22 protein-coding genes and 1 pseudogene are annotated in these 25,344 nt (G+C 58.9%); 6 read left to right on the top strand and 17 right to left on the bottom strand.

What is annotated here, in order from left to right:
- Nucleotides 1-28: 28 nt before the first annotated feature.
- Nucleotides 29-214 carry a hypothetical protein gene (locus AC3ISI_RS04930; protein ID WP_489335720.1) on the bottom strand — a complete coding sequence of 62 codons (186 nt, stop codon included), beginning with the start codon at nucleotides 212-214 and terminating at the stop codon, nucleotides 29-31.
- 389 nt (nucleotides 215-603) lie between these two features.
- Between AC3ISI_RS04930 and AC3ISI_RS04925 the strand changes: the two genes are divergently transcribed.
- Nucleotides 604-2,229: a glucan biosynthesis protein D gene (locus AC3ISI_RS04925; RefSeq protein WP_489335719.1), complete on the top strand. Its 1,626-nt coding sequence runs from the start codon at nucleotides 604-606 to the stop codon at nucleotides 2,227-2,229.
- A 178-nt stretch (nucleotides 2,230-2,407) separates the two neighbouring features.
- Here the strand turns inward: AC3ISI_RS04925 and AC3ISI_RS04920 are convergent, their stop codons facing one another.
- The 3 genes from AC3ISI_RS04920 to AC3ISI_RS04910 all read right to left on the bottom strand — a co-directional run bounded on the left by AC3ISI_RS04920 (nucleotide 2,408) and on the right by AC3ISI_RS04910 (nucleotide 6,050).
- Complete coding sequence (locus tag AC3ISI_RS04920; RefSeq protein ID WP_489335718.1) at nucleotides 2,408-3,514, bottom strand: NADH:flavin oxidoreductase/NADH oxidase; 1,107 nt, start codon at nucleotides 3,512-3,514, stop codon at nucleotides 2,408-2,410.
- 217 nt (nucleotides 3,515-3,731) lie between these two features.
- On the bottom strand, nucleotides 3,732-5,441 hold the full coding sequence (recJ, locus tag AC3ISI_RS04915; RefSeq protein WP_489335717.1) for a single-stranded-DNA-specific exonuclease RecJ: 1,710 nt from the start codon (nucleotides 5,439-5,441) through the stop codon (nucleotides 3,732-3,734).
- 66 nt (nucleotides 5,442-5,507) lie between these two features.
- On the bottom strand, nucleotides 5,508-6,050 hold the full coding sequence (locus AC3ISI_RS04910; RefSeq protein ID WP_392891081.1) for a YaeQ family protein: 543 nt from the start codon (nucleotides 6,048-6,050) through the stop codon (nucleotides 5,508-5,510).
- A 147-nt stretch (nucleotides 6,051-6,197) separates the two neighbouring features.
- On the opposite strand from AC3ISI_RS04910, the gene AC3ISI_RS04905 reads away from it, so the two are divergent.
- Nucleotides 6,198-7,397, top strand: a complete 1,200-nt coding sequence (locus tag AC3ISI_RS04905) for a CaiB/BaiF CoA transferase family protein (protein WP_489335716.1) — start codon at nucleotides 6,198-6,200, stop codon at nucleotides 7,395-7,397.
- 195 nt (nucleotides 7,398-7,592) lie between these two features.
- Here the strand turns inward: AC3ISI_RS04905 and AC3ISI_RS04900 are convergent, their stop codons facing one another.
- The 6 genes from AC3ISI_RS04900 to xerD all read right to left on the bottom strand — a co-directional run bounded on the left by AC3ISI_RS04900 (nucleotide 7,593) and on the right by xerD (nucleotide 14,329).
- Nucleotides 7,593-7,880: a DUF3509 domain-containing protein gene (locus AC3ISI_RS04900; protein ID WP_489335715.1), complete on the bottom strand. Its 288-nt coding sequence runs from the start codon at nucleotides 7,878-7,880 to the stop codon at nucleotides 7,593-7,595.
- A gap of 162 nt (nucleotides 7,881-8,042) precedes the next feature.
- Complete coding sequence (locus AC3ISI_RS04895) at nucleotides 8,043-9,395, bottom strand: transporter substrate-binding domain-containing protein (RefSeq protein ID WP_489335714.1); 1,353 nt, start codon at nucleotides 9,393-9,395, stop codon at nucleotides 8,043-8,045.
- Between the two features lie 134 nt (nucleotides 9,396-9,529).
- Nucleotides 9,530-10,939, bottom strand: coding sequence for a threonine synthase (thrC, locus tag AC3ISI_RS04890; protein WP_489335713.1), 1,410 nt, complete (start codon nucleotides 10,937-10,939; stop codon nucleotides 9,530-9,532).
- A gap of 68 nt (nucleotides 10,940-11,007) precedes the next feature.
- Complete coding sequence (locus tag AC3ISI_RS04885) at nucleotides 11,008-12,312, bottom strand: homoserine dehydrogenase (protein ID WP_489335712.1); 1,305 nt, start codon at nucleotides 12,310-12,312, stop codon at nucleotides 11,008-11,010.
- Nucleotides 12,313-12,445: 133 nt separating this feature from the next.
- Nucleotides 12,446-13,177 (bottom strand): bifunctional protein-disulfide isomerase/oxidoreductase DsbC, encoded by a 732-nt coding sequence (dsbC, locus tag AC3ISI_RS04880; protein WP_489335711.1) that lies wholly within the window; start codon nucleotides 13,175-13,177, stop codon nucleotides 12,446-12,448.
- Between the two features lie 255 nt (nucleotides 13,178-13,432).
- A complete protein-coding gene (xerD, locus tag AC3ISI_RS04875) occupies nucleotides 13,433-14,329 on the bottom strand; it encodes a site-specific tyrosine recombinase XerD (RefSeq protein WP_489335710.1) in 897 nt (298 codons plus the stop codon).
- Nucleotides 14,330-14,435: 106 nt separating this feature from the next.
- On the opposite strand from xerD, the gene AC3ISI_RS04870 reads away from it, so the two are divergent.
- Nucleotides 14,436-16,247 carry a cation:proton antiporter gene (locus AC3ISI_RS04870; protein WP_489335709.1) on the top strand — a complete coding sequence of 604 codons (1,812 nt, stop codon included), beginning with the start codon at nucleotides 14,436-14,438 and terminating at the stop codon, nucleotides 16,245-16,247.
- 204 nt (nucleotides 16,248-16,451) lie between these two features.
- Here AC3ISI_RS04870 and rplS read toward each other — a convergent pair whose 3' ends face one another.
- The 5 genes from rplS to ffh form a co-directional block, all read right to left on the bottom strand.
- Nucleotides 16,452-16,802 (bottom strand): 50S ribosomal protein L19, encoded by a 351-nt coding sequence (gene rplS, locus AC3ISI_RS04865; protein ID WP_003175895.1) that lies wholly within the window; start codon nucleotides 16,800-16,802, stop codon nucleotides 16,452-16,454.
- Nucleotides 16,803-16,847: 45 nt separating this feature from the next.
- Entirely contained in the window at nucleotides 16,848-17,600 is a 753-nt protein-coding gene (gene trmD, locus AC3ISI_RS04860; RefSeq protein WP_010463006.1) for a tRNA (guanosine(37)-N1)-methyltransferase TrmD, read from the bottom strand.
- Nucleotides 17,601-17,602: 2 nt separating this feature from the next.
- The gene (gene rimM / locus AC3ISI_RS04855; RefSeq protein WP_007944873.1) at nucleotides 17,603-18,139 is read right to left on the bottom strand and encodes a ribosome maturation factor RimM; all 537 of its coding nucleotides are present in this window, start codon (nucleotides 18,137-18,139) and stop codon (nucleotides 17,603-17,605) included.
- A 5-nt stretch (nucleotides 18,140-18,144) separates the two neighbouring features.
- Nucleotides 18,145-18,396 carry a 30S ribosomal protein S16 gene (rpsP, locus tag AC3ISI_RS04850; protein ID WP_007944872.1) on the bottom strand — a complete coding sequence of 84 codons (252 nt, stop codon included), beginning with the start codon at nucleotides 18,394-18,396 and terminating at the stop codon, nucleotides 18,145-18,147.
- A 249-nt stretch (nucleotides 18,397-18,645) separates the two neighbouring features.
- A complete protein-coding gene (ffh, locus tag AC3ISI_RS04845; protein ID WP_489335708.1) occupies nucleotides 18,646-20,022 on the bottom strand; it encodes a signal recognition particle protein in 1,377 nt (458 codons plus the stop codon).
- 195 nt (nucleotides 20,023-20,217) lie between these two features.
- On the opposite strand from ffh, the gene AC3ISI_RS04840 reads away from it, so the two are divergent.
- The 3 genes from AC3ISI_RS04840 to AC3ISI_RS04830 all read left to right on the top strand — a co-directional run bounded on the left by AC3ISI_RS04840 (nucleotide 20,218) and on the right by AC3ISI_RS04830 (nucleotide 23,757).
- The gene (locus tag AC3ISI_RS04840; protein ID WP_489335707.1) at nucleotides 20,218-21,030 is read left to right on the top strand and encodes a cytochrome C assembly family protein; all 813 of its coding nucleotides are present in this window, start codon (nucleotides 20,218-20,220) and stop codon (nucleotides 21,028-21,030) included.
- 12 nt (nucleotides 21,031-21,042) lie between these two features.
- Nucleotides 21,043-22,278 (top strand): transporter associated domain-containing protein, encoded by a 1,236-nt coding sequence (locus AC3ISI_RS04835; protein ID WP_489335706.1) that lies wholly within the window; start codon nucleotides 21,043-21,045, stop codon nucleotides 22,276-22,278.
- A gap of 162 nt (nucleotides 22,279-22,440) precedes the next feature.
- Nucleotides 22,441-23,757: an MFS transporter gene (locus tag AC3ISI_RS04830; RefSeq protein WP_489335705.1), complete on the top strand. Its 1,317-nt coding sequence runs from the start codon at nucleotides 22,441-22,443 to the stop codon at nucleotides 23,755-23,757.
- Between the two features lie 107 nt (nucleotides 23,758-23,864).
- Here the strand turns inward: AC3ISI_RS04830 and purT are convergent, their stop codons facing one another.
- Nucleotides 23,865-25,046 carry a formate-dependent phosphoribosylglycinamide formyltransferase gene (gene purT, locus AC3ISI_RS04825; RefSeq protein ID WP_477791281.1) on the bottom strand — a complete coding sequence of 394 codons (1,182 nt, stop codon included), beginning with the start codon at nucleotides 25,044-25,046 and terminating at the stop codon, nucleotides 23,865-23,867.
- A 99-nt stretch (nucleotides 25,047-25,145) separates the two neighbouring features.
- Nucleotides 25,146-25,326: pseudogene (locus AC3ISI_RS04820) on the bottom strand (preQ0 transporter); the annotation flags it as partial.
- Nucleotides 25,327-25,344 lie beyond the last annotated feature (18 nt).

Below are 25,344 nucleotides of genomic sequence, written 5' to 3'. Positions count from 1 at the left end.
TATCGCGGCGGCTGAAAGTCGTACCTCCTTAAAACCGCGAAACAGTGCGCATCGCATCCACCAGATACCGCATCGCAATCCGGTCGCTCTCCGACAGCTCTCGATACCGTTCCAACAACTTCATTTCGTCCGGGTTGAGCCGACGCCTTCGCCGGCCGCTTGCCAAGCAAGGAAGGATTCCTAACATTTCGGTGATGCCTTGTACTTTTGTCATCGACGATGTCCTTTTATACGTCCGAGAAAACTTCAAAAACCGCATCGCCCTCTCCTTTTTGTTTGTCGCCGGCCTTAAGGGCAGAAGCCGGTCATGAGCACAGAATAGGAACATTCCCGGCGCTGAAAAGCAGTTTTTAGAGTAATTAGTCAAAAAAAGCAGAAATGCCCTATAAATCAGAAAGTACTGTCAGAAAACTTAACCGAAATTTCTTGTTTCATTGCCGAACGATCAAAGTGCTACCCATCAATTTTTGTCTGCAATCGAACGGTTTAAGCTAATCGGCATCTTAAAGTCCGTTGCGTTTGGTCGAAGGCATGTCCGAACCGTTATTTTTGATCCAGTACGTGCCAGGAACGGCGCGGGATTGCTCACGACAGGTTGTACTTATGCATCGCAGGAATTTGCTCAAAGCGTCCATGGCCATCGCGGCCTACACCGGTTTGTCGGCCACTGGCCTGCTGGCCGCCCGTGCCTGGGCCGGCAACGGTACGGCGGACGGCGAGGCCCAGGCGTTCGATTTCGAAGCGCTGAAGATTCAGGCCAAGCAACTCGCCGGCAACCGCTATCAGGACACCAAGCAGGTGCTGCCGCCGACGCTGGCGACCATGACGCCGCAGAATTTCAACGCGATCCGCTACGACGCGAACCACTCGCTGTGGAAGGATTTGAACGGTCAGCTGGACGTGCAGTTCTTCCACGTCGGCATGGGGTTCAAGCAGCCGGTGCGCATGTACAGCGTCGACCCCAAGACACGTCAAGCGCGGGAGGTGCATTTCCGCCCTTCCCTGTTCAACTATGAAAAAACCACGGTCGACACCAAACAGCTCACAGGCGATTTGGGGTTTTCCGGGTTCAAGCTGTTCAAGGCCCCGGAGCTGGACAGGCACGATGTGTTGTCCTTCCTCGGCGCAAGTTACTTCCGTGCGGTGGATAACACCGGGCAGTACGGTCTGTCGGCGCGCGGGCTGGCGATTGATACGTACGGCAAGAAGCGCGAGGAGTTTCCGGACTTCACCAAGTTTTGGTTCGAGACGCCGGATAAAGACAACACCCGCTTTGTGGTCTATGCCCTGCTGGATTCGCCGAGTGCCACCGGTGCTTACCGTTTCGACATCGATTGCCAGGCCAACCAGGTCGTCATGGGTGTCGATGCCCATATCAATGCGCGTACCGCCATCGAGCAACTGGGCATCGCGCCGATGACCAGCATGTTCAGCTGCGGCACCCATGAGCGGCGCATGTGCGACACCATTCACCCACAGATTCACGACTCGGACCGTCTGGCAATGTGGCGCGGTAACGGCGAGTGGATCTGCCGTCCGCTGAACAACCCGGCGACCCTGCAATTCAATGCCTTCGCCGACACCGATCCGAAAGGTTTCGGCCTGGTACAGACTGACCACGAGTTCGCCAGCTATCAAGACACTGTCGATTGGTACAGCAAGCGCCCGAGTCTCTGGGTGGAACCTACAACCGCGTGGGGCGAAGGCTCTATCGATCTGCTGGAAATTCCTACAACCGGCGAGACGCTGGATAACATCGTCGCGTTCTGGACCCCGAAAAAACCGGTCGCGGCCGGTGATTCCCTGAATTACGGCTACAAGCTCTACTGGAGCGCGCTGCCACCGGTCGGCACGCCGCTGGCGCGGGTCAACGCGACCCGTTCGGGCATGGGCGGTTTCACCGAGGGCTGGGCGCCAGGCGAGCATTACCCGCAGGTGTGGGCGCGACGCTTTGCCGTGGACTTCACCGGAGGTGGTCTGGATCGCTTGCCGGAAGGTGCGGGGATCGAGCCGGTGGTGACGTGCTCAAACGGGCAGGTGAAGGATTTCAACGTCCTGGTGCTGGATGACATCAAGGGTTACCGCATTACCTTTGACTGGGTCCCGACCAATGACAGTGTCGAGCCGGTGGAGTTGCGATTGTTCATCCGTACCAATGACCGGACGTTGAGTGAGACCTGGTTGTATCAGTACTTCCCGCCGGCGCCGGATAAGCGTAAGTACACCTGACAGTAATTAGTTGTCTGGGCGGGCCTCTTCGCGGGCAAGCCCGCTCCCACAGTGGAATGCGGTCAAATGTGGGAGCGGGCTTGCCCGCGAAGAGGGCCTGACAGGCACCAAAAACTCTGCACAGAAACGCAAAAGCCCCGATCACAACGATCGGGGCTTTTTGATTTCACAGCCTCATTCAGTCACGCAAATCCGACTCATGAATCGGCTGCTCCCGGTGCGTCGCCCGCTGGTACTGCGCTGGCCAGATAGCCTTGCGCCCGCCCAGATCATCATCGGCATGCAACGGCCAATAGGGATCGCGCAACAGTTCTCGCGCCAGGAAGATGATGTCCGCCTGGCACGTGCGCAAGATATGCTCGGCCTGGGCCGGCTCGGTAATCATACCCACCGTGCCGGTGGCAATCCCCGACTCCTTGCGCACGCGCTCGGCGAAGCGGGTTTGATAACCGGGACCTGTCGGAATTTCCGCATTGGCCGCCGTACCGCCTGACGAAACGTCAATCAAGTCCACGCCCAACGCTTTGAGGCGTCGCGCCAGCTCCACGGTTTCATCCGGGTTCCAGCCATCTTCCACCCAATCGGTGGCCGACACCCGCACGAACAGCGGCAGCTCTTCAGGCCACACCGCTCGCACCGCTTCGGTGACTTGCAGCACCAGCCGAATCCGGTTCTCGAACGAACCGCCATATTGATCGCGCCGCTGATTGCTCAGGGGCGATAGAAATTGATGCAGCAGGTAGCCGTGGGCGGCGTGGATTTCGACCACTTTGAAACCGGCAGTCAGTGCGCGCTTGGCCGAGTCAACAAAGGCCTGAACGACTTCAGCGATCTCACTTTCATCGAGTTGCCGTGGGTGGGTGTGTTGTGGGTCAAACGCAATCGTCGATGGGCCCACCGGTACCCAGCCGCCGTCTTCGGGTTTAACGCTGCCATGTTTTCCAAGCCACGGCCGATGGGTACTGGCTTTACGCCCGGCGTGCGCCAACTGGATGCCGGCCACAGCGCCCTGAGCGGCGATAAAGCGCGTAATGCGTTGCAGGGGTTCGATCTGTTCGTCGTTCCACAGGCCGAGGTCCTGGGCGGTGATCCGCCCGTCGGCGGTGACCGCCGTGGCTTCGGTAAACACCAGGCCGGCACCGCCGACCGCGCGACTGCCGAGGTGGACAAGGTGCCAGTCATTGGCCAGCCCATCGACGCTGGAGTACTGGCACATTGGGGATACCGCGATACGGTTGAGAAGGGTCAATTGACGCAGGGTATAGGGTTCAAGCAGCAGACTCATGGGTCACCTCTCGTATCAGTGGGCAGGCTCCAGGGTTCTGTTTGAAAAGTCGACGAGTGACAGGAAAAAGGCGCAGCACCCGCCCCCGCGGGCAAAAAATTCGACAAGACGTCACAAGGATAATCAAGCAGTGATTAGAGCCTAGTCGACATCGGGGAGATGAGGGAGGCTTCCTGGAGATTCGGTGCCAGGAAAATTGCTATCGCGAGCGAAGGGCTTAACGCGGTTCTATGTGGGCAATCATCAACTGCACCGTTTCGTTACCGCGAAACTCGTTGAGATCGAGTTTGTAAGCCAATTCCACCCGCTTAATGGTCGGATTCGGCCAGATTTCGCGGTCAATGCCGAAGGCGATGCCGTCCAGTTTCACCGAACCGCATTCGCTTTTCAGTACCACTTTCAGGTGGCGTTCGCCGACGACACGCTGTTCGACCAACTGGAACACGCCATGGAACAACGGCTCCGGGAAGTGCTGACCCCAAGGGCCGGCATGGCGCAAGGCGCGGGCCAGTTCAAGGTGAAACTCTTCAACTGCCAGCGTGCCGTCCGACAGCAGGCGCCCGGTCAGGTCTTCTTCGCGCAATTGCCGACGCACTTCAGCGTCGAAGGCCTCGGCGAACAGCGGAAAATTCGCTTCCGGCAGTGTCAGGCCCGCAGCCATGGCGTGGCCGCCATATTTGCTGATCAGATTCGGATGCTGCGCCGCCACCACGCTCAAGGCGTCGCGAATGTGGAACCCCTGAACCGAACGCCCCGAGCCCTTGAGCAAACCATCACCAGCATCGGCAAAGGCGATGGTCGGCCGGAAATAGCGCTCCTTCATACGCGAAGCGAGGATGCCGATGACACCCTGGTGCCACTCGGGATCAAACAGGCACAAACCGAAAGGCATCGACTCGACCGGCAAATCTTTCAGTTGCGCCAGCGCTTCACGCTGCATGCCTTGCTCGATGGATTTGCGGTCTTGGTTCATGCCGTCGAGTTGCACGGCCATTTCCCGCGCCAGACCCGCGTCGTCGGTGATCAGGCATTCGATACCCAGGCTCATGTCGTCCAGGCGCCCTGCCGCATTCAGGCGCGGGCCGACAATGAAGCCCAAATCCGTAGAGGTGATGCGAGTATGGTCACGTTTGGCCACTTCAAGAATGGCCTTGATCCCCGGCCGGGCACGTCCGGCGCGAATCCGCTCCAGGCCCTGGTGCACCAGAATCCGGTTGTTGGCATCCAGCGGCACCACGTCAGCGACGCTGCCCAATGCCACAAGGTCCAGCAACTCGCCGATATTCGGCTGCGGCGCGAGCTCGTACCAGCCGAGGCTACGCAGGCGGGCGCGCAGCGCCATCAGCACATAGAAAATCACCCCGACGCCGGCCAGCGCCTTGCTCGCAAACCCACACCCTGGCTGATTCGGATTGACGATGGCATCGGCCAGCGGCAATTCATCGCCGGGCAAGTGATGGTCGGTGACCAGCACGTTGAGGCCCGCCTTTTTCGCCGCCGCCACGCCTTCGACGCTAGAGATGCCATTGTCCACGGTGATCAACAGTTGAGGGTCTCGGGTCAACGCAACCTCGACGATTTCCGGCGTCAGGCCGTAACCGTACTCGAACCGGTTCGGTACCAGATAATCGACGTGAGCAGCGCCCAACAGGCGCAATCCCAACACGCCAACGGTACTGGCTGTCGCTCCGTCGGCGTCAAAGTCGCCGACAATCAGAATGCGCTGACGCTGCTCCAGCGCCGTCACCAGCAAATCCACGGCGGCATCAATGCCCTTGAGCTGCTGAAACGGAATCAGCCGCGCCAGGCTCTTGTCCAGTTCCGCCTCGGTCAGCACTCCCCGCGCCGCGTACAGGCGGGTCAGCAGCGGCGGCAGATCACCGAGAAATGGCAGGGTGTCGGGCAACAGGCGAGGTTCGATGCGCATGGGGTGACAGGTGCTTCTCTTGAATACGTAGGATAAAACCGGAGGAAACGGGCTGGCAGTGAATAATCAGCCGCGTTCGCCGCTCAACCATTGCAACTGGACTTCGTGCTGACCACGGTCGTCGGTGACGAAAATCGTCCCTTCGCTGATCATCACGTCCCACTTGATCACCCGTGGCATGTCTTTGGCCAGGGTTTCCAGGACGTCCTGCGGCACGGCAGCAATGTGCACGTTTTTCAGGTTTTTGATGGCAGGGATCACTTTGGTTTCCCAGACGCGCAAGCTGCCGTAAGCCAGCAGGCTGGTGCGTTCGGTGCGACGCGAGCACCAGGTCAGGCGATCGGCGTCGGGCTGACCGACTTCAATCCAGTGCAGGACACGATCATCCAGGCTCTTTTCCCACAGGGCGGGTTCGTCCACGTCTGACAGACCACGACCGAATGACAGCTGCTCGTTGTACCAGAAGGCGTAGGCCAGCAGCCGTACGGTCATGCGCTCTTCGGTTTCCGAAGGGTGACGGGCGATGGTCTGCTTCACGGTCTCGTAGATGCTGCGATCGAGGTCGGTGAGGTTCAGTTCAAACTTGTAGGTCGTGGACGGCTGGGCCATGAACGGGCTTCTTGATACGAGGAAAGGCGGCAAGTCTAACCGATGCTGTAGGCAATCATCGAACTGAAGGCAATTCTGCTTGCTCGTCTGACGTTCGGCTATGTTAAAACGGCGTATTCGCTCAGCCTTTGTCCTACAGGATCTCGCATGCCGCTCTCCGGAAAACCGCTCTCAGGTCTGAAAGTCATTGAATTGGGTACGCTGATCGCGGGGCCGTTTGCCTCACGCATTTGCGGCGAGTTTGGCGCCGAAGTGATCAAGATCGAATCCCCCGACGGCGGCGATCCGTTGCGAAAATGGCGAAAACTGTACGAAGGCACCTCGCTGTGGTGGTTCGTTCAGGCGCGCAATAAAAAGTCCCTGACCCTGAACCTGAAACACCCGGACGGCCTGGCGATTCTGAAAAAACTGCTCAGTGAAGCGGACATCCTGATCGAGAACTTTCGCCCTGGCGTCCTGGAAAAACTCGGCCTGGGCTGGGAAGTCTTGCATGCGCTGAACCCGAAGCTGGTGATGGTGCGTCTCTCCGGTTTCGGTCAGACAGGGCCGATGAAAGACCAGCCAGGGTTTGGCGCCGTCGGTGAATCCATGGGCGGCCTGCGCTACATCACCGGGTTCGAGGACCGGCCACCGGTGCGCACCGGGATTTCCATCGGCGACTCGATTGCCGCGCTCTGGGGCGTGATCGGCGCATTGATGGCCCTGCGTCATCGCGAAGTGAACGGCGGCCTCGGCCAGGTTGTCGATGTGGCGCTGTACGAAGCGATCTTCGCGATGATGGAAAGCATGGTGCCGGAGTTCGATGTGTTTGGTTTCATTCGCGAACGCACCGGCAACATTATGCCGGGTATTACGCCCTCCTCGATCCATACCAGCGCCGATGGCAAGCACGTGCAGATCGGCGCCAATGGCGATGCGATTTTCAAACGGTTCATGCTGATCATCGGCCGTGAAGACCTGGCCAATGACCCGGTGCTGGCTAGCAACGATGGGCGCGACGGCCGCCGCGACGAAATTTACGGCGTCATCGACCGCTGGGTCAACTCGCTGCCGCTGGACACGGTCATTGAACAGCTGAATCAGGCCGACGTGCCGGCCAGCCGGATCTTCAGCGCCGAAGACATGTTCAGCGATCCGCAGTACCTGGCCCGGGAAATGTTCCTGCAGGCCAAGCTTCCGGATGGCAAGAATTTCAAGATGCCGGGCATTGTGCCAAAACTCTCGGAGACACCCGGCACTTCAGAATGGGTCGGGCCGCAACTGGGTGAGCACAACGCACAGGTGCTCGAAGAACTTGGCTATGACGCGCTGCAAATCGCACAATTGCGTAAAGAGGGCGCCATCTAGCTCAAGCACTGACACTGCATTACGGCCAATCGCAGGCAAAAAGAAACCCCGAGAAGTGGGGAGACGACTCGGGGTCAAACGTGGCCTACATAAAGACCCGTAGCAGCAAGCGACAAGCACCGGAGCACAATGCTTGATCCTGCTGCTGTAGGGTCTGACTAACCTTTGCGCAGGAAGGTTCCCACAAAAATCACTTCAATTTCTGCTAGCCAGGATTTTGTCCTGAGCCGCATTGCGCAACGCCGCGATGACACAGGGCTCCAGCCTTCCTTCGGCGATGAGCACGTCACGGTGCAATCCGTCGACGACGTCGGTCAGCAGACGTTTGTCGGTCAACTGCGCCTGATTGAAGGCCCGTTCGACGACAATCGCACCCGTCGTATTTTTCAATGTCACCAGGCATTCACCCTGGGCGCCCGACGGGGTCAGTGTGACCTGATAGGGGCTCAGCGCCTCACCGAGCAATAGACTGATACTTTCCATCTCGATCACCACTCAATAGTCCGAAAACAAAGTGCCTGGGGCCTGCTCACAATAAATGACCACTGGCCCGAGAAGAAAGTTCTGGTTTTAAGGTGCTGGCGCGTAGGCGCCTCTGGTTGATAGAGCATGCACCGCGAAGATGACAAGGAGAAAACAACGGCTTCACGCTCCTCTTCGCCGGCTTCTGTCGGTCCAGCCTCCCAATAAACCTCGTAATTGGCCGTCCGCGCTGTACAACGGCACTGTCCATTGGTAAACGTTTCTGACGCCATTGTGGAACATCAAATGACGTTCAATGAACCGGGGCTTGCGCGTAGCGAGCTGGGCGATAAATTCTGCATGCAGCAGTTCAGCGGTCGCTTTGGGCAGAAGGTCGAGTTCGATCAACTGTCGACCCTGGACCTGATCGAAACGGGTCGACAAGCCTTCTTCATAACTCTTGTTGCACATGACCATCCGCCCTTCCAGATCACGCACAAACATCGGGTCGGGTATCGCGTCCAACAACGCGTGCTGGAAGGCCAGCTGATCGCTGAGACTTTTCTCGACCTTCAGACGTTGCTGGATCAACACCGCCAGACGTCGATTCCAGAGCAACGACAACAGGCCGAACAGGCTGACGATGCAAACGCCCCAGCAACCCCACTGGGTAATCCGTTGCCAGGCAGTCGGCGCACGCACCGGGCCGATTCCGTTGAGCCACTTCAGGCGAATGGCGCGCAACTCGGCAGGCGCAAACGCCTCAAGCGCCTTGTTGAGGATGCTCAGCAACTGCGGCTGACCTTTACGTATCGTCAGGTAGTCCGCTTCCCATTTGCCCTCAATCGTACGCCCCACCTTTAGTTGCCCCGAAGGGTAGAGTTGAGCGCCGGTTTCATTTTCGATGGTGGCGTAGGCTTCGCCGCTCTCGACCAGCGCCCGGGCTTCGGCATACGTTTTGACCGAGCGTAGCTCGATAGATGGATAGTCTCGACGAATCACCGACTCCAGCGCATGCCTGGCCGGCAGCACCAGCACCCTTTTCATCAGTTGTTCCAGAGACTGGATCTCAGGCACTCCTGCCCGCCCGACAAACACCCAACCCGCCCCACCGAATGCATGACTGAAATCCAGGAACGTTTTGCGCTCGTCGTTCATCGCCAGCGTCGTGCTCATGTCCGCCGCGCCGCTCTCCAGTCTTTCAAGCAACTGGGCGGTGGAAAACGACTCTTCGTGAACAAACTGCAACCCCGTCATCGCTCCGATGCGGTTGAGGACATCGTTGTTCAAGCCGCTCCATTGACCGTGCTCATCCTTGAACAGATACAGCGGGTACTGCGTCGACGCGACGATGACTTGCGGGTTTTCGGCCATCCATTTTTTTTCTTCAGCATCCAGCTCGATCAGCGCGCCGGCGACATGGCCCTTGGTCCCGTCTGTCGCCAACTGTGCGGCCAGAGACTCCTGGGCAAAGCCCAGAGCACTGACTAAAAACATCCAGCACACGGCTGGTTTGAACCCTCTGCAAAACCGCATTGCCACTTCCTTGGTGATCGACTCGCCCGTCCCTCATGGGCGGCTCTTCGTTTATGAAACAGGCACAAGTGTGGCATGCAGAAATGAGAAAGCCCGTCAGGAGACGGGCTTCAAAATGTGACAGCTTTTACCGGTTACAGTGGCTTGCCACGGTTGCCATGCTGACTTACAAAGGCCTGCACGGCTTTCAGGTCGTTTGGCAACACGGTGCAACGCTCATCTCTCTCAAACAAATCAGAAAGATGTGCAGGGAGCTCAAGCGCTTTTCCTACGCCAGCCTTCTCCACTGCGTCCGGGAATTTGACCGGATGCGCCGTGCCGAGGATCACCATTGGAATATCCAGGCTGCGACGGCACTCGCGCGCAGCTTTCACGCCGATTGCGGTGTGCGGGTCCAGCAGCTCGCCGGTTTGCTCGTACACTTCGGCGATGGTTTCGCAGGTTTGAACGTCGTCCACGGCCAGCGAATCAAACAGTTTGCGGGCTTCGGTCCAGCGCTCCTCTTCGACGCTGAAACCGCCACCCTGCTTGAAGCTGTCCATCAGCCCGGCAATCGCTGCGCCATTGCGACCGTGCAGGTCGAACAGCAGGCGTTCGAAGTTCGACGACACCATGATGTCCATCGACGGCGACAGCGTGGCGTGCAGGGTTTCCTTGACGTACTGGTTGCCGCTCATGAAGCGGTGCAGGATGTCGTTGCGGTTGGTGGCGACGATCAACTGATTGATCGGCAGGCCCATGTTGCGCGCAAGGTAACCGGCGAAGATGTCGCCGAAGTTGCCGGTTGGCACCGAGAAGGATACCGAACGCGCCGGGCCACCCAATTGCAGCGATGCGTGGAAGTAGTAGACGATCTGGGCCATGATCCGCGCCCAGTTGATCGAGTTCACCGCAACCAGACGCGTGCCTTTGAGGAAGCTCTGATCGGCGAAGCTCGCTTTGACCATTTCCTGGCAGTCATCGAAGTTACCTTCGATGGCGATGTTGTGGATGTTCTCGCCGAAGAGGGTGGTCATCTGCCGACGCTGCACTTCGGACACACGGTTGTGCGGGTGCAGGATGAAGATGTCGACGTTTTCGCAGTGCTTGCAGCCTTCGATGGCGGCCGATCCGGTATCACCGGAAGTAGCGCCGACAATAACCACGCGCTCGCCGCGCTTTTCCAGCACGTAGTCGAGCAGGCGACCGAGCAGTTGCAGGGCGAAGTCTTTAAACGCCAGGGTCGGGCCGTGGAACAGCTCCAGCACCCATTCGTTGCCGTTCAACTGACGCAACGGTGCCACGGCGTTGTGTGAGAACACGCCGTAAGTCTCTTCAAGAATCTTTTTGAAATCGGCGTCGGGAATGCTTCCGGTGACGAACGGGCGCATCACCCGGAAGGCCAGCTCGTGATACGGCAGGCCGGCCCAGGAGGCAATTTCTTCCTGGGTGAAACGTGGCAGGTTTTCCGGGACGTACAGACCGCCGTCGGTGGCAAGACCTGCCAGCAGGACGTCTTCGAAATTCAGGGCCGGTGCCTGGCCGCGGGTACTGATATAACGCATGACTGGCTCCAAATAAACGGTGTTCGAAAACCCGGGCGCTATAACAACGCCCGGTGAACAGAGACGACTTAGTTCAGGTGCTCGACGCGGATCCGCACAACCGGACCGACAACACCGGTCAACGTTTCAAGGGCCGCTATCGCGTCGTTCATGTGCTGTTCCAGCACACGATGAGTCAGCAAGATCATCGGCACCAAACCGTCATGCTCTTCCACTTCTTTCTGCATGATCGATTCGATGTTGATGCCACGCTCCGACAGGATGCTCGCCACCTGGGCCAACACGCCCGGATGGTCCTTGGCCTGAATGCGCAGGTAGTAGGCGCTTTCGCAGGATTCGATCGGCAGGATCGGGTGCGCCGACAGCGAATCTGGCTGGAAGGCCAGGTGCGGTACGCGGTTTTCCGGGTCGGAGGTCATGGCGCGAACCACGTCCACCAGGTCAGCGATCACCGACGAAGCGGTTGGCTCCATCCCAGCACCCGCGCCGTAGAACAGCGTCGAACCGGCAGCGTCGCCATTGACCATCACCGCGTTCATCACGCCGTTGACGTTGGCGATCAGACGATCGGCCGGGATCAGTGTCGGGTGTACGCGCAACTCGATACCGGCCGCAGTGCTGCGAGCCACGCCGAGGTGCTTGATGCGATAGCCCAGCGCTTCGGCGTAGTTCACGTCAGCGGTAGTCAGCTTGGTGATGCCTTCGGTGTAAGCCTTGTCGAATTGCAGCGGGATACCGAACGCGATGGAGGCCAGGATCGTCAGTTTGTGAGCTGCGTCGATGCCTTCAACGTCGAAGGTCGGATCGGCTTCGGCGTAACCCAGGGCTTGCGCCTCGGCCAGCACGTCTTCGAAGGTTCGGCCTTTTTCACGCATTTCGGTGAGGATGAAGTTGCCGGTGCCGTTGATGATCCCGGCGACCCAGTTGATGCGGTTGGCAGACAGGCCTTCACGGATCGCCTTGATCACCGGGATGCCGCCGGCCACAGCCGCTTCGAACGCCACAATCACGCCTTTCTCGCGAGCCTTGGCGAAAATTTCATTACCGTGAACGGCAATCAGTGCCTTGTTCGCGGTGACCACATGCTTGCCATTCTCGATGGCCTTGAGTACCAGCTCGCGGGCAACGGTGTAGCCGCCCACCAACTCTATAACGATGTCGATCTCAGGGTTCGTGGCCACTTCGAAGACATCGTTGGTAATCGCAATACCGGTCGTCTGGAACTGAGGCTTTGGCGTGCGCGTGGCAATTTGTGCCACTTCGATTCCACGCCCGGCACGACGAGCAATTTCCTCGGCGTTGCGCTGAAGTACGTTGAAGGTACCGCCACCGACGGTTCCTAACCCACAGATGCCTACTTTGACCGGTTTCACTGTGAACTCCCCATAAAACGGCCGACACAAGGTCGGCCGTGAAAACAACCGCGTGCTCGCGGTTCTCTATTAATGGCCCGGCGATGATGCTGCCGGACCATAATCGTCAATGGCTGACCGTGACGATGCGAATTTACTTCGCGCCCAGTGCCAGTTTGGCGACTTGTGGCGCAGGCTGGTAGCCCGGAATGACCTGACCATCAGCCAAAACGATGGCCGGCGTGCCGTTCACGCCGATCGACTGACCGAGGGCGAACTGTTTGGAAACCGGGTTATCGCACTTGGCGGCCTTGATTTCCTTGCCATCGACCATTTTGTCCATGGCCGCTTTCTTGTCTTTCGAGCACCAGACCGCTTGCAGCTGTTCGTCACCCGGCGAACCCAGGCCCTGGCGCGGGAACGCGACGTAGCGCACTTCGATGCCGCGCTTGTTCAGCTCGGGCACTTCGGCGTGCAATTTGTGGCAGTACGGGCAAGTGGTGTCGGTGAACACGGTGATGTGCGACTTGGTTTCGCCGATGGCCGGATACACCACGGTTTCCGCGACAGGAATTTCATTGACCAGTTTGGAAACGCCCAGGCGTTCGGTCTTCTCGGTCAGGTTGACCGGTTTACCATCCTTTAGCTGGAACAGGTAGCCCTGAACCACGTATTGGCCGTCGGCGCTGGCATACAGCACGCGGCTCCCTTTGAGTTTGACTTCGTACATCCCTGGCAGCGGGCTGGCCGTGATGGTTTCGACGGGCACGTCGAGCTGGAGATTTTCCAGGCTTTTACGAATGGCTTTATCGGCCGCGTCATCGGCGACGGCAAAGGTGCTGACCAACGCAATGGCAGCGGCGGCGAAAATCTGGGTCAGACGCATGAGAACTCCTGAAGGCGGACAAATGAAACGATCAGAACGCCCGTACCGAAACACCGGGTCATAACCGCCCATCGTGCAAACCGGCAAAGCCTACCACATAAGGTCCGTGTGACCGAATGCGCCTGTCGCCATACTTTCAGGACGACATATTTCCCTGTGGGAGCGAGCCTGCTCGCGAATGCGCAGTGCCAGCTAAATGAATGCTGGCGGACACTGCCTCTTCGCGAGCAGGCTCGCTCCCACAGGGATTTTTGTTCAACCACGCGGGTGGTGTTTGGCGTGCAGGTCTTGCAAGCGAGCGCGGGCAACATGAGTGTAGATCTGAGTAGTCGACAAATCGCTGTGGCCGAGCAACATTTGCACCACCCGCAGGTCGGCGCCGTGGTTGAGCAGGTGCGTCGCAAAAGCGTGGCGCAAGGTGTGCGGCGACAGCGACTTGCCGATCCCGGCGACCTTGGCCTGGTGCTTGATGCGATGCCAGAAGGTCTGGCGGGTCATCTGCTCGCCGCGCAGACTGGGGAACAGTACATCGCTGGGACGCCCGCCGAGCAACTCGCCGCGGGCATCGCACATGTAGCGCTCGACCCAGACAATCGCCTCCTCCCCCATCGGCACCAGCCGCTCCTTGCTACCCTTGCCCATCACTCTCAACACGCCTTGACGCAGGTTGACCTGCTCCAGCGTCAGGCTGATCAGCTCTGTCACCCGCAAACCACAGGCATAAAGCACTTCGAGCATGGCGCGGTCACGCTGGCCGATGGCTTCGCTCAAATCCGGCGCCTTGAGCAAGGCTTCAACGTCCGCTTCCGACAAGGATTTTGGCAAAGGCCTACCCAGTTGCGGCATGTCGACGCGCAAGGTCGGGTCGACGGCAATCAGTTTTTCCCGCAGCAAGTAACGATAAAAGCCACGCACGCCCGAAAGGAATCGCGCCGTGGAACGGGGTTTGTAGTTTTGCTCCAGTCGCCAGGCCAGGTGATCGAGGATCAACTCGCGACCGGCATTGACCAACTCCAGGCCCTTCTCCTGTAGCCAGCCGTTGAACAGGGCCAGGTCACTGCGATAGGCATCGCGGGTGTTGTCGGAAAGACCTTTCTCCAGCCACAGGGCGTCGAGGAATTGGTCTATCAGGGGATGGTCGATAGCAGGCATGATCGCTCTGGGCACGCGGTCTTGAGACGGCGTGCGAAAAAAGGGTGAACGGAATAAATGGCCGCTAGTCTTTCATAGCCGGCTACTTCAAGGAACAGGAGCTTCAATGAACGAACAGCAGATTCTGTTGGCGATTGGTGGTATCGGCGCAGCGGCGCTGGGTTGTCAGTGGCTGGCGTGGCGCCTGAAATTGCCGGCGATTCTTTTCCTGCTGCTGACCGGCATTCTAGTGGGGCCGATTCTGGGCTGGCTCGACCCGCAAGCCATGTTCGGGCCGCTATTGATGCCACTGGTATCGCTGGCGGTGGCGCTGATCCTGTTTGAAGGCAGCCTGACGCTGCATCTGTCGGAATGGCGCGAGATTGGCAGCGTGGTGCATCGACTGGTCACCATTGGCGCACTTTCGACCTGGGTGGTCATCGCCGTCGCGACCCATTATCTGCTGGGTTTCGACTGGTTGCTCGCCATCCTGTTCGGCAGCCTGACGCTGGTCACCGGGCCCACGGTGATCGTGCCGATGTTGCGCGTAGTGCGACCGAAAGCCTCGATCGCCAACATCCTGCGCTGGGAAGGCATCGTCATCGACCCGATTGGTGCCCTGCTCGCTGTTGTGGTCTACAGCTTCATCATCGCCAGCGCGGCGGGTGAAGGCTTGAGCCATAGCCTGCTGACCTTCGGCGGCGTGATTCTGTGCGGCAGCGTGTTCGGGGTTGCCGGCGGCTGGGTGCTCGGCATGATTATTCGGCGCCAGTGGCTGCCGGAGTACTTGCACAATCTGGCCGCGTTGGCCGCGGTGCTGGGTATTTTCATCGCCGCCAATGAAGTGATGCACGAGTCCGGGCTGCTGGCCGTGACCTTGATGGGCATGTGGCTGGCCAACATGAAGGGCGTGGATGTGCGACATATCCTGCACTTCAAGGAAAACCTCAGCGTGCTCCTCATTTCGGGGCTCTTCATCTTGCTGGCGGCGCGACTCGATCTGAACGCCATGATCGGCCTCGGGCCGCTGGTGCTGATTTTGCTACTGATCATTCAGTTCATCGCGCGCCCCTTGAACGTGATGCTCTGCACCCTGGGCTCGAATTTGAGCTGGCGCGAACGAGCGCTGCTGTCCTGGATAGCCCCTCGCGGGATCGTCGCGGCGGCCGTGTCAGCGATTTTCGCGATTCGTCTGCATGAGGCCGGGCACCAAGGCGCCTTGCTGCTGGTGCCGCTGACGTTTGCCGTGATCATTGGCACCGTGGTGCTGCAAAGTGCTACGGCGCGGCCGTTGGCGCGGTTGTTGAAAGTGGCTGAACCGGCACCCAGCGGCTTCCTGATCGTCGGGGCCAACGGTCCGGCGCGAACCTTGGGCAAAGCCTTGCAGCAACTGGGAAGCCGAGTGCTCCTGACGGACTCGAGCTGGGAAAATATTCGGGCGGCGCGCATGGAGGGCTTGCCGACGTACTTTGGCAACCCGGCGTCGCAGCATGCAGATGCGCACCTGGATCTGGTCGGGCTGGGGCATTTACTGACGCTGTCGCCGTCCGGTGAACTGAACACGCTAGCGTCGATGCGCTTTCGTCATGACTTTGGTCATCAACGCTTGTTCGGTCTGGCCAGTGGTCAGGAAAACCGACGCACCGACAAGCATCGCGCCAGCCATGAGCATCGCGGGCGTTTGCTGGGCAATGAGGATTTAACTTACGTCAAACTGGCTAACCAGCTGCATCAGGGAGCGCAGTTGTACAGCACGAACCTGACCGAGGGATTTGGCTGGGAGGATTATCAGGCCTTGCATGGCGAGCGTGCGACGTTGTTGTTTGCTCGCGATGACAGTGGCTGGGTGCATGTGGTGACGCCGGACAGCGCGCTCAAGCCTTCGGCGGGGTGGACGGTGTTGGCGTTGATTCAGCCTGAAGAAAGCGCCGCGACGTAAATCGCATCGCGAGCAGGCTCGCTCCCACATTGGATTTGCGGCAGCCACACTATTTATGAACGCCATAGACCCCTTGTGAGAGCGAGCCTGCTCGCGAAGGCCGCGCCTCGGTCTTGTGTCAGGCCACGAACCGGAGAGTTCGGTAAATCCCAGGCAACAAAAAAGCAGCCCGTAGGCTGCTTTTTTCTGCATCGGAAGCTGGAATTAAGCCAGTTTTTCCTTGATGCGAGCTGCTTTACCGGACAGGTCACGCAGGTAGTACAGCTTGGCTTTACGTACGTCACCACGACGTTTAACGGCCATGCTGTCGATTTGCGGGCTGTAGGTCTGGAAAGTACGCTCTACGCCAACACCATTGGAGATTTTACGAACGGTGAAAGCACTGTTTACGCCGCGGTTACGCTTGGCGATAACAACACCTTCGAACGCTTGCAGACGCGAACGGTCGCCTTCCTTCACTTTCACCTGAACGACAATGGTGTCGCCCGGGGCAAAGGTAGGGATCTCTTTGGTCATCTGCTCTGCTTCGAGTGCAAGGATGATTTTGTTAGTCATGCTGTGCTCCTAAGGTAAATCGTCGGATCTACCATCGATACGTTGTTAACTATCGTCCCGCTCGCGGATGTATTCCTCGAGCAGCTTCTTCTCTTCTCCAGAAAGCGAGCGGCTTTCCAGAAGATCGGCGCGTCGTTCAAAGGTCCTACCAAGGGACTGCTGTAAACGCCAACGCCGGATATGCGCGTGATTGCCACTTAGCAACACGTCGGGAACACGCTGATCCGCATACACCTCCGGTCGGGTGTAGTGCGGGCAATCCAGCAGACCATCCGTAAAGGAATCTTCCTCAGCGGAGTCCGCATGCCCTAAAGCTCCAGGCAGCAGTCGTGTAACCGCATCGATCAGGACCATCGCCGGCAGCTCGCCGCCAGACAGTACATAGTCGCCAATCGACCACTCTTCATCGACATGAGCTTCAATAAATCGCTCGTCAATGCCTTCATAGCGGCCGGCAATCAGGATCAATGCATCCAGATTCGCCAACTCGCGCACCGCCGACTGAGTCAGTTGACGGCCTTGGGGGGACAGGTAAATTACCTTCGCCGCCTCCCCGGCTGCTGCCTTGGCCTGAACCAGTGCATCTTCCAGGGGCTTGATCTTCATCACCATGCCCGGACCACCGCCAAATGGGCGATCATCCACAGTGTGATGTCGATCCGTCGTGTAGTCTCGCGGGTTCCAACAGGTGAGCTGCAAGAGCCCCTGTTTCACCGCCCGACTGGTGATGCCGTACTCGCTGATGGCGGAGAACATCTCGGGAAACAAACTGATCACTTCTACGCGCAAGTTAGCCACGCTTAGAAGTCCGCGTCCCAATCCACCTTCATCTCGCCTGCGGCCAGATCGACAGCCAACACGCATTGCTCCGTATAGGGCAACAGGCGTTCGCGATCATCCAGGCTGCCAGCGCAAGGCTTGACCACCATTACATCATTGGCGCCGGTTTCCAGAAGATGATCGATTTTCCCGAGCAATTGCCCGAGTTGATCAATGACCTTCAGACCTTCCAGCTGGTACCAGTAGTACTCGCCGTCGGTCAATTCAGGGAACAGGTTGCGCGGCACACAGATCTCATAACCGGCCAGAAGACGAGCTTCTTCACGATCATCAAGACCCTTGAGCTTTGCGACCAGGAACTTGTCGTTCCCACGTCCACTGACCAGCTCGACCTGTTTCACATTGCCTTCGCGCTTGAGCGTCCAGGTTTTGTACTGCAACAGGTTTTCAGTCGGATCAGTAAAGGAATACACCTTCACTTCGCCGCGAACGCCATGAACCGAATAAATTTTGCCGATAACGATCAAATCATCAGCAACAGCTGGCGTCGCGTTCATATTGCTCAGGCCGCAGCCTTAGCCGCGTCCTTCAACAACTGAGCAACACGCTCAGAAGGTTGTGCACCAACGCTCAGCCAGTAGGCTACGCGCTCTTGGTTCACGGACAGACGGACTTCTTGACCACGAGCAACAGGGTTGAAGAAACCAACCTGTTCCTTGTGCGAACCGTCGCGCGGGTTGCGGCTGTCGGTTACGGTCAAGTGGTAAAACGGGCGCTTTTTGGAGCCGCCAAGGGCAAGACGGATTGTTAGCATGTGAACATCGTTCCTGTAGTCGGTGCTGCAAATCTAAAGGCACAGCGGGCATAGGTGCCCGAAAGGCCGCATATTCTAAGGAATATCCGGACTTTTGCAAATGTCTTTTTCCGGCGGCCTATCGGACGCCATCCAGATTTGCTATAGAGCCGTCGTTGAAAACGGCCAGTCAGCTCCCGCCAAGTGCGGGTTTGCTGGAGATCCCACTTCCGTGTGGGCTGCGCAAGAGCAAGCCCTTGCGCGAATTTTTTACATCTTTGGCATGCCGCCGCCGGGCAACATACCGCCCATGCCGCGCATCATTTTGGCCATTCCGCCTTTGGCGGAGAATTTCTTCATCATCTTCTGCATCTGCTTGTGTTGCTTGATCAAGCGACCGATGTCCTGCACCTGAGTGCCAGAACCCATGGCGATCCGGCGCTTGCGCGAACCGCTGATCATCTCAGGGTCACGGCGCTCGGCCGGGGTCATGGAGTTGATGATGGCTTCCATCTGCTTGAATTGCTTTTCTGCCGCACCCTGGGCGTTGCCCATCTGCGCCAGGTTCACGCCACCCATGTTCGGCAGTTTGTCCATGAGCCCGCCGAGGCCGCCCATGTTCTTCATTTGTTGCAACTGATCGCGGAAGTCTTCGAGGTCGAAGCCCTTGCCCTTCTTCAGTTTCTTGGCCAGTTTGTCGGCCTTGTCCTTGTCGAGGGTCGCTTCGGCCTGTTCGATCAGGCTGAGCACGTCGCCCATGCCGAGGATGCGCGAAGCGATACGCTCCGGGTGGAACGGATCGAGCGCTTCGCTCTTCTCGCCCATACCGATGAACTTGATCGGCTTGCCAGTGATGGCACGAACCGACAAGGCGGCACCACCACGGGCATCGCCGTCGACCTTGGTCAGGATCACGCCGGTCAGCGGCAGTGCATCACCAAACGCCTTGGCGGTGTTGGCGGCGTCCTGGCCGGTCATGGCATCGACCACGAACAGGGTTTCGACCGGGTTGATCGCCGCATGCAGCGCCTTGATCTCGCCCATCATCTCTTCGTCGATGTGCAGACGACCGGCGGTATCGACGATGACCACATCAATGAACTTAAGCTTTGCTTCTTTTATAGCCGCTTGCGCGATATCGACCGGCTTCTGGCTCAGGTCGGACGGGAAGAAGGTAACACCGACTTCACCAGCGAGCATTTCCAGCTGCTTGATTGCCGCCGGACGGTAAACGTCCGCCGACACCACCATGACCGTCTTCTTCTTGCGCTCTTTAAGGAAGCGCGCAAGTTTACCGGCAGTGGTGGTCTTACCCGCACCCTGCAAACCGGCCATCAGAATGACGGCAGGAGGAACGGCGCTCAGGTTCAAGTCTTCGTTGGCCGCGCCCATCAAGCTTTCGAGCTCGGCCTGGACGATCTTCACGAAGGCCTGGCCCGGCGTCAGGCTGCGCGACACCTCGGTGCCGACAGCGCGCTCCTTGACCGAGTTGACGAAGTCTTTGACCACTGGCAAGGCGACGTCGGCTTCGAGCAACGCCATGCGCACTTCACGCAGGGTGTCTTTGATGTTGTCTTCGGTCAGCTTGGCCTTGCCGGTGACATGGCGCAGCGTCTGCGAGAGACGGTCGGTTAAGTTTTCAAACATTGCGCGATCCTTTCAGGCCCTGTGTAGACCGGGATAATGGCGGCCCAGACCGGAATAAACATGTGCTCGGCGAGCCTGCGGCGTGGGCAGGTCGCGGATTATAGCGAAGACTGAGTCTGGCGGACACCTCACACTTTCGTGCGGCGGGGGTTCTATGCCAAACTCAGCGCCTTTCGGGCTTGCCTAACAGGATTTATGCTCCCCTTGTCACCCAGTTTGCTTACCACGCTCGCCGCCGCCTGCTTATATGCCGCTGCGACTCTTTATCAGGGCTCTCGCCTGGCCACCGGTGCCAAGGCGAACAAGCGCCTGCTGGTCGCGCTCGGCGTGCTGGCCGTCCTGGCTCACAGCGCCAGCCTGTTCACCTACCTGGTGACGCCGATCGGCCTGGGCCTGGACTTTTTCAGCGCCGCCAGTCTGATTGCCGCTGCAGTCATCGCGCTGACCCTGCTGGCCTGCTCGCGGATCCCGGTGGAAAACCTGCTGATATTGCTGTTCCCGCTGGGGGCCGCAACCGTGCTGCTGGCGCATTTCGCCCCGGCCGGCACTGTACAGATCATCGACGAAGAACCGGGCATCCTCGCCCATATCCTCTTGTCGATCCTGGCTTACGGCATGTTCACCATTGCGGTGTTCCAGTCGTTGCTGCTGCTGGTTCAAGACCATCAGCTCAAGCACAAACATCCGTCAGGGCTGATCAGGAACTTCCCGCCGCTGCAAACCATGGAAAGCCTGCTGTTCGGTTTCCTGTGGGCCGGCTGGACCCTGCTATCGTTGTCGTTGATCTCGGGCTGGTTGTTTGTCGACAACCTGTTTGCCCAGCACCTGGTGCATAAAACCTTGCTAGCGTGCCTGGCCTGGATTGTCTTCAGTGTGCTGCTCTGGGGCCGCAACCGCCTCGGTTGGCGCGGACACAAGGCCATTCGCTGGACCCTGGCCGGTTTCTGCCTGCTGATGCTGGCGTATTTCGGCAGCAAGCTGGTTCGTGAATACATCCTGCATATCTGACGAGCGGCATTAATGGACGACTTGCCCATAGGGCCGATGGTCGCGGTATTGGCCTTGCTGATTTTATGGTCGGGTCTGTTTACCGCCATCGAAGTGGCACAACAGCAGTTGCTGGCCCAGCGGACTGCTTCGCGTTCGAGCGACAAACCGATGGCGAAGCTGAGCTTCCCGCTCAACAGCCTGATCTTGTGCAATACCCTGTGCCGTGCGCTGATCATGGTCATCAGCACATTGCTGGCGATTTTTACCTGGTCGGGCAACGGTCCATGGATCGCCTGCCTCGGCGCCGGCGCTGCGCTCTTGGTGTTCGCCGACTACCTGCCGCGCACCCTCGCCTCTCGCTACCCTGATGCAGTGCTGAACCTGGGCAACACCTTGCTCGGCGCGCCACTGAAAATCATCTACCCGGTCGCCTGGCTACTCAATGGCTTCAGCCAGTTGCTGATGCGACCGTTCGCTCGCAAAGTCAAAGTGGTGCAACAAAGCGAAGACGAAACGCCAACGGATCGTCACGATGATCATGACCACAGCGTCTGCCGCCCGCACCCGCTGTCCGGCATCCACGCGCTGGACAACATCACGGTCAACGACATTCTGGTGCCGCGCAGTGACGTCGACGGCATCAACCTCGACGACCCGATTGAAGAAATCATCGAGCAATTACGCCACAACAAACGTACGCGCCTGCCGGTATTCCACAGCGACATCAACCAAGTCGAAGCGGTGCTCAACACCCGACACATCCGTCATTTGCTGGCCGATGCCAGCCTGACGATGGAAGCGCTGATGGCAGCCAGCCATGACCCTTATTTCGTCCCGGAAAGCACTCCGCTGCAGCTGCAACTGCTGAACTTCCACAAACAACAGCGGCGCTTGGGCATGGTGGTCGACGAGTACGGCGAAGTGCTGGGTATCGTGACCCTGGAAGACATTCTTGAAGAAATCGTCGGCGAATTCGAAAGCCAGCACAGCCTGAAAAACCCGCACATCCATCCGCAAGCCGACGGACGCCTGGTGATTGATGGTGCGGCGTCGATTCGCGAACTGAACAAGAGCCTGGGCTGGCATCTGCCCAGCGATGGCCCGAAAACCCTTAACGGGTTGGTGACCGAGGCCCTGGAGACGATTCCGGACAGCGCGGTATGCCTGAAGATCGGGCGCTATCGACTGGAAATTCTGGAAACGGAAGACAACCGCGTCACGCGGGTGCTGATCTGGCATACCAGTTCAGTTCCAGTCGTCATCTAAAGCCCCTTGTTCAATCGTTAGGCACCTTCCTATAATCGGGGCGCTTACCCAAGCCCTTCCTCACCTCAGTGCTACCCGCACTCCGCAGCAAAACCCACATCCCTGGGTGTTCAACCATAATAATTCGCTCCACTGGGGCACATGACTGTCAGGGATAACCGCATGACGACCAGCACGACTTGTACCGAAACCACGTCCGCGCAACCGACGAACTCCGCCACCCGGGTGGCCACCGCGAGTTTCATCGGCACCGCCATCGAGTTTTACGACTTCTACGTCTACGCCACCGCAGCAGCGCTGGTGATCGGGCCGGTGTTCTTTCCGCAGACCTCCGGTACCGCCCAAATGCTGTCGGCGTTCCTCACCTTCGGCATCGCCTTTCTTGCGCGACCTCTGGGCTCTGCACTGTTCGGCCACTTCGGTGATCGCATCGGGCGAAAATCAACACTCGTCGCCTCTCTGCTACTGATGGGTGTCTGCACCACGCTGATCGGCGTGTTACCGGGCTACGACAGCATCGGCGCCTGGGCGCCGATCCTGCTTTGCGTGCTGCGCTTTGGCCAAGGCCTGGGGTTGGGTGGTGAATGGGGTGGTGCCGCGCTGCTGGCCACGGAGAACGCGCCAAAAGGCAAACGCGCCTGGTTCGGCATGTTCCCGCAGCTGGGCCCTTCGATCGGTTTCCTGGCGGCAAACGGTCTGTTCCTGACCCTTGCAATGACGCTGAATGACGAACAATTCCGCTCATGGGGCTGGCGGATTCCATTCCTGCTCAGCGCCGTACTGGTGATGGTCGGGTTGTACGTGCGCCTCAAGCTCCACGAAACACCGGTGTTCGCCAATGCCATGGCCCGCCAGGAACGGGTGAAGATCCCGCTGGTCGAACTATTCAGCCAATACTGGGCGCCAATGCTGTTGGGCGCAGGCTCGATGGTGGTGTGCTATGCGCTGTTCTACATCTCGACGGTGTTTTCGCTGAGTTATGGCGTATCGACCCTCGGCTACACCCGTGAAACCTTCCTCGCCTTACTGTGCTTCGCGGTGCTGTTCATGGCCGCCGCCACGCCACTGTCGGCGTGGGCCAGCGACCGTTACGGGCGCAAACCGGTGCTGATCATCGGTGGCGTGCTGGCGATTTTGTCCGGGTTCTTGATGGAGCCGCTGCTGACCCACGGCTCAACCTGGGGCGTGGCGCTGTTCCTGTGCATCGAATTGTTTCTGATGGGCGTGACGTTTGCACCGATGGGTGCGTTGCTGCCAGAACTGTTTCCGACCCATGTTCGCTATACCGGTGCTTCGGCTGCCTACAACCTGGGCGGGATCGTCGGGGCCTCGGCGGCGCCGTTCTTCGCGCAGAAACTGGTAGCGATGGGTGGTTTGAGTTATGTCGGGGGGTATGTGTCGGGGGCGGCGGTGCTGAGCTTGATTGCGGTACTGGGCCTGAAGGAGACACGGCATAACGATTTGAATCGGGTGGCTTAAAAAGCAAGAGCATCGCGAGCAGGCTCGCTCCCACAGGGGGCCGCGTTCAGTCAGAAAGAACGCGGTTCAATGTGGAAGCGAGCCTGCTCGCGATAGCCGCGCCTCGGTTACAGCTCGACTACAACAGCTTGAGCAGCACGGGTCGCTTTAGCCCGAGCCAATTCAATCGATTCATCCCGCGCCAACGCCACACCCATCCGGCGCTGACCATTCACTTCAGGCTTGCCAAACAGACGCAACGCCGTGTCCGGCTCGCTCAACGCAGCACCCAGGTTGGCGAAAGCGGTCTGGGTCGACTGCCCTTCCACCAGAATTACCGCTGAAGCCGAAGGCCCGAACTGGCGGATCAACGGAATCGGCAGGCCCAGAATCGCCCGCGCGTGCAGCGCGAATTGCGACAGGTCCTGAGAAATCAGGGTTACCAGGCCAGTGTCATGCGGGCGCGGCGAGACTTCGCTGAACCACACCTGATCACCTTTGATGAACAACTCGACGCCAAACAAACCACGACCGCCCAACGCTTCGGTGACAGCTTTTGCCACGCGCTCGGACTCAGCCAAAGCAATCGGACTCATGGCTTGTGGCTGCCAGGATTCCTGATAATCGCCCTTCTCCTGACGGTGACCGACCGGCGCACAGAACGTGGTGCCGCCGACATGACGCACAGTCAGCAGGGTGATTTCGTAGTCAAAGTCGATGAAGCCTTCGACGATCACGCGGCCTTTACCGGCGCGACCACCTTCTTGCGCGTAGTCCCACGCAGTTTTGACGTCATCGGCGCTGCGCAACAGGCTCTGGCCTTTACCCGAGGAACTCATCACCGGCTTGACCACGCACGGGAAGCCGAGGTCTTCGACCGCTTTACTGTAATCCTCAAAGGTGTCGGCGAAGTGGTACGGCGAGGTCGGCAGGTCCAGCTCTTCGGCGGCCAGGCGACGAATGCCTTCGCGGTTCATGGTCAACTGTGCAGCTCGCGCGGTCGGGATCACGGTGAAGCCTTCAGCTTCCAGTTCGACCAGGGTGGCGGTGGCGATGGCTTCGATTTCCGGCACGATGAAATGCGGCTTCTCGGCTTCGATCACCGCACGCAGGGCGGCGCCGTCAAGCATGTTGATTACATGGCTGCGATGGGCGACTTGCATGGCCGGCGCGTTGGCGTAACGATCCACGGCAATCACTTCAACGCCCAGGCGTTGCAGCTCGATCACCACTTCCTTGCCCAACTCACCACAGCCACACAGCAATACGCGGGTCGCGGTTGGCGACAATGGAGTTCCGATACGGGTCATCTCAGGTCCTCAAGAAGCGGATCATCGAGGGATGCAACGCCATGCGCGCTTCCCATGGGGAGAAAGCGCGGCATTTTACATGAACCCAAGGCTTTGGCTTCAGCTGACGACGGCCTGTTTGCGCAAGCGCCAGGCCATGATCAGCCACACGGCGGTCACGCCAGCGAACTTCGAACCCATCGCGGTGAGAATCACCCCCGGGGGTGAAGGCGTCGATCAGGCCGAAGAAAATGAAGGTATCGAGGGGAATGCTCAGCGTCGAACTTATCCACAGGCGGTCGCGGTCAGTGGATTTCCT

Source organism: Pseudomonas sp. GL_139_B (assembly GCF_057834475.1).
Note: the sequence above shows the minus strand (reverse complement) of the source record. Positions and strands in the feature narration are given on the sequence as shown.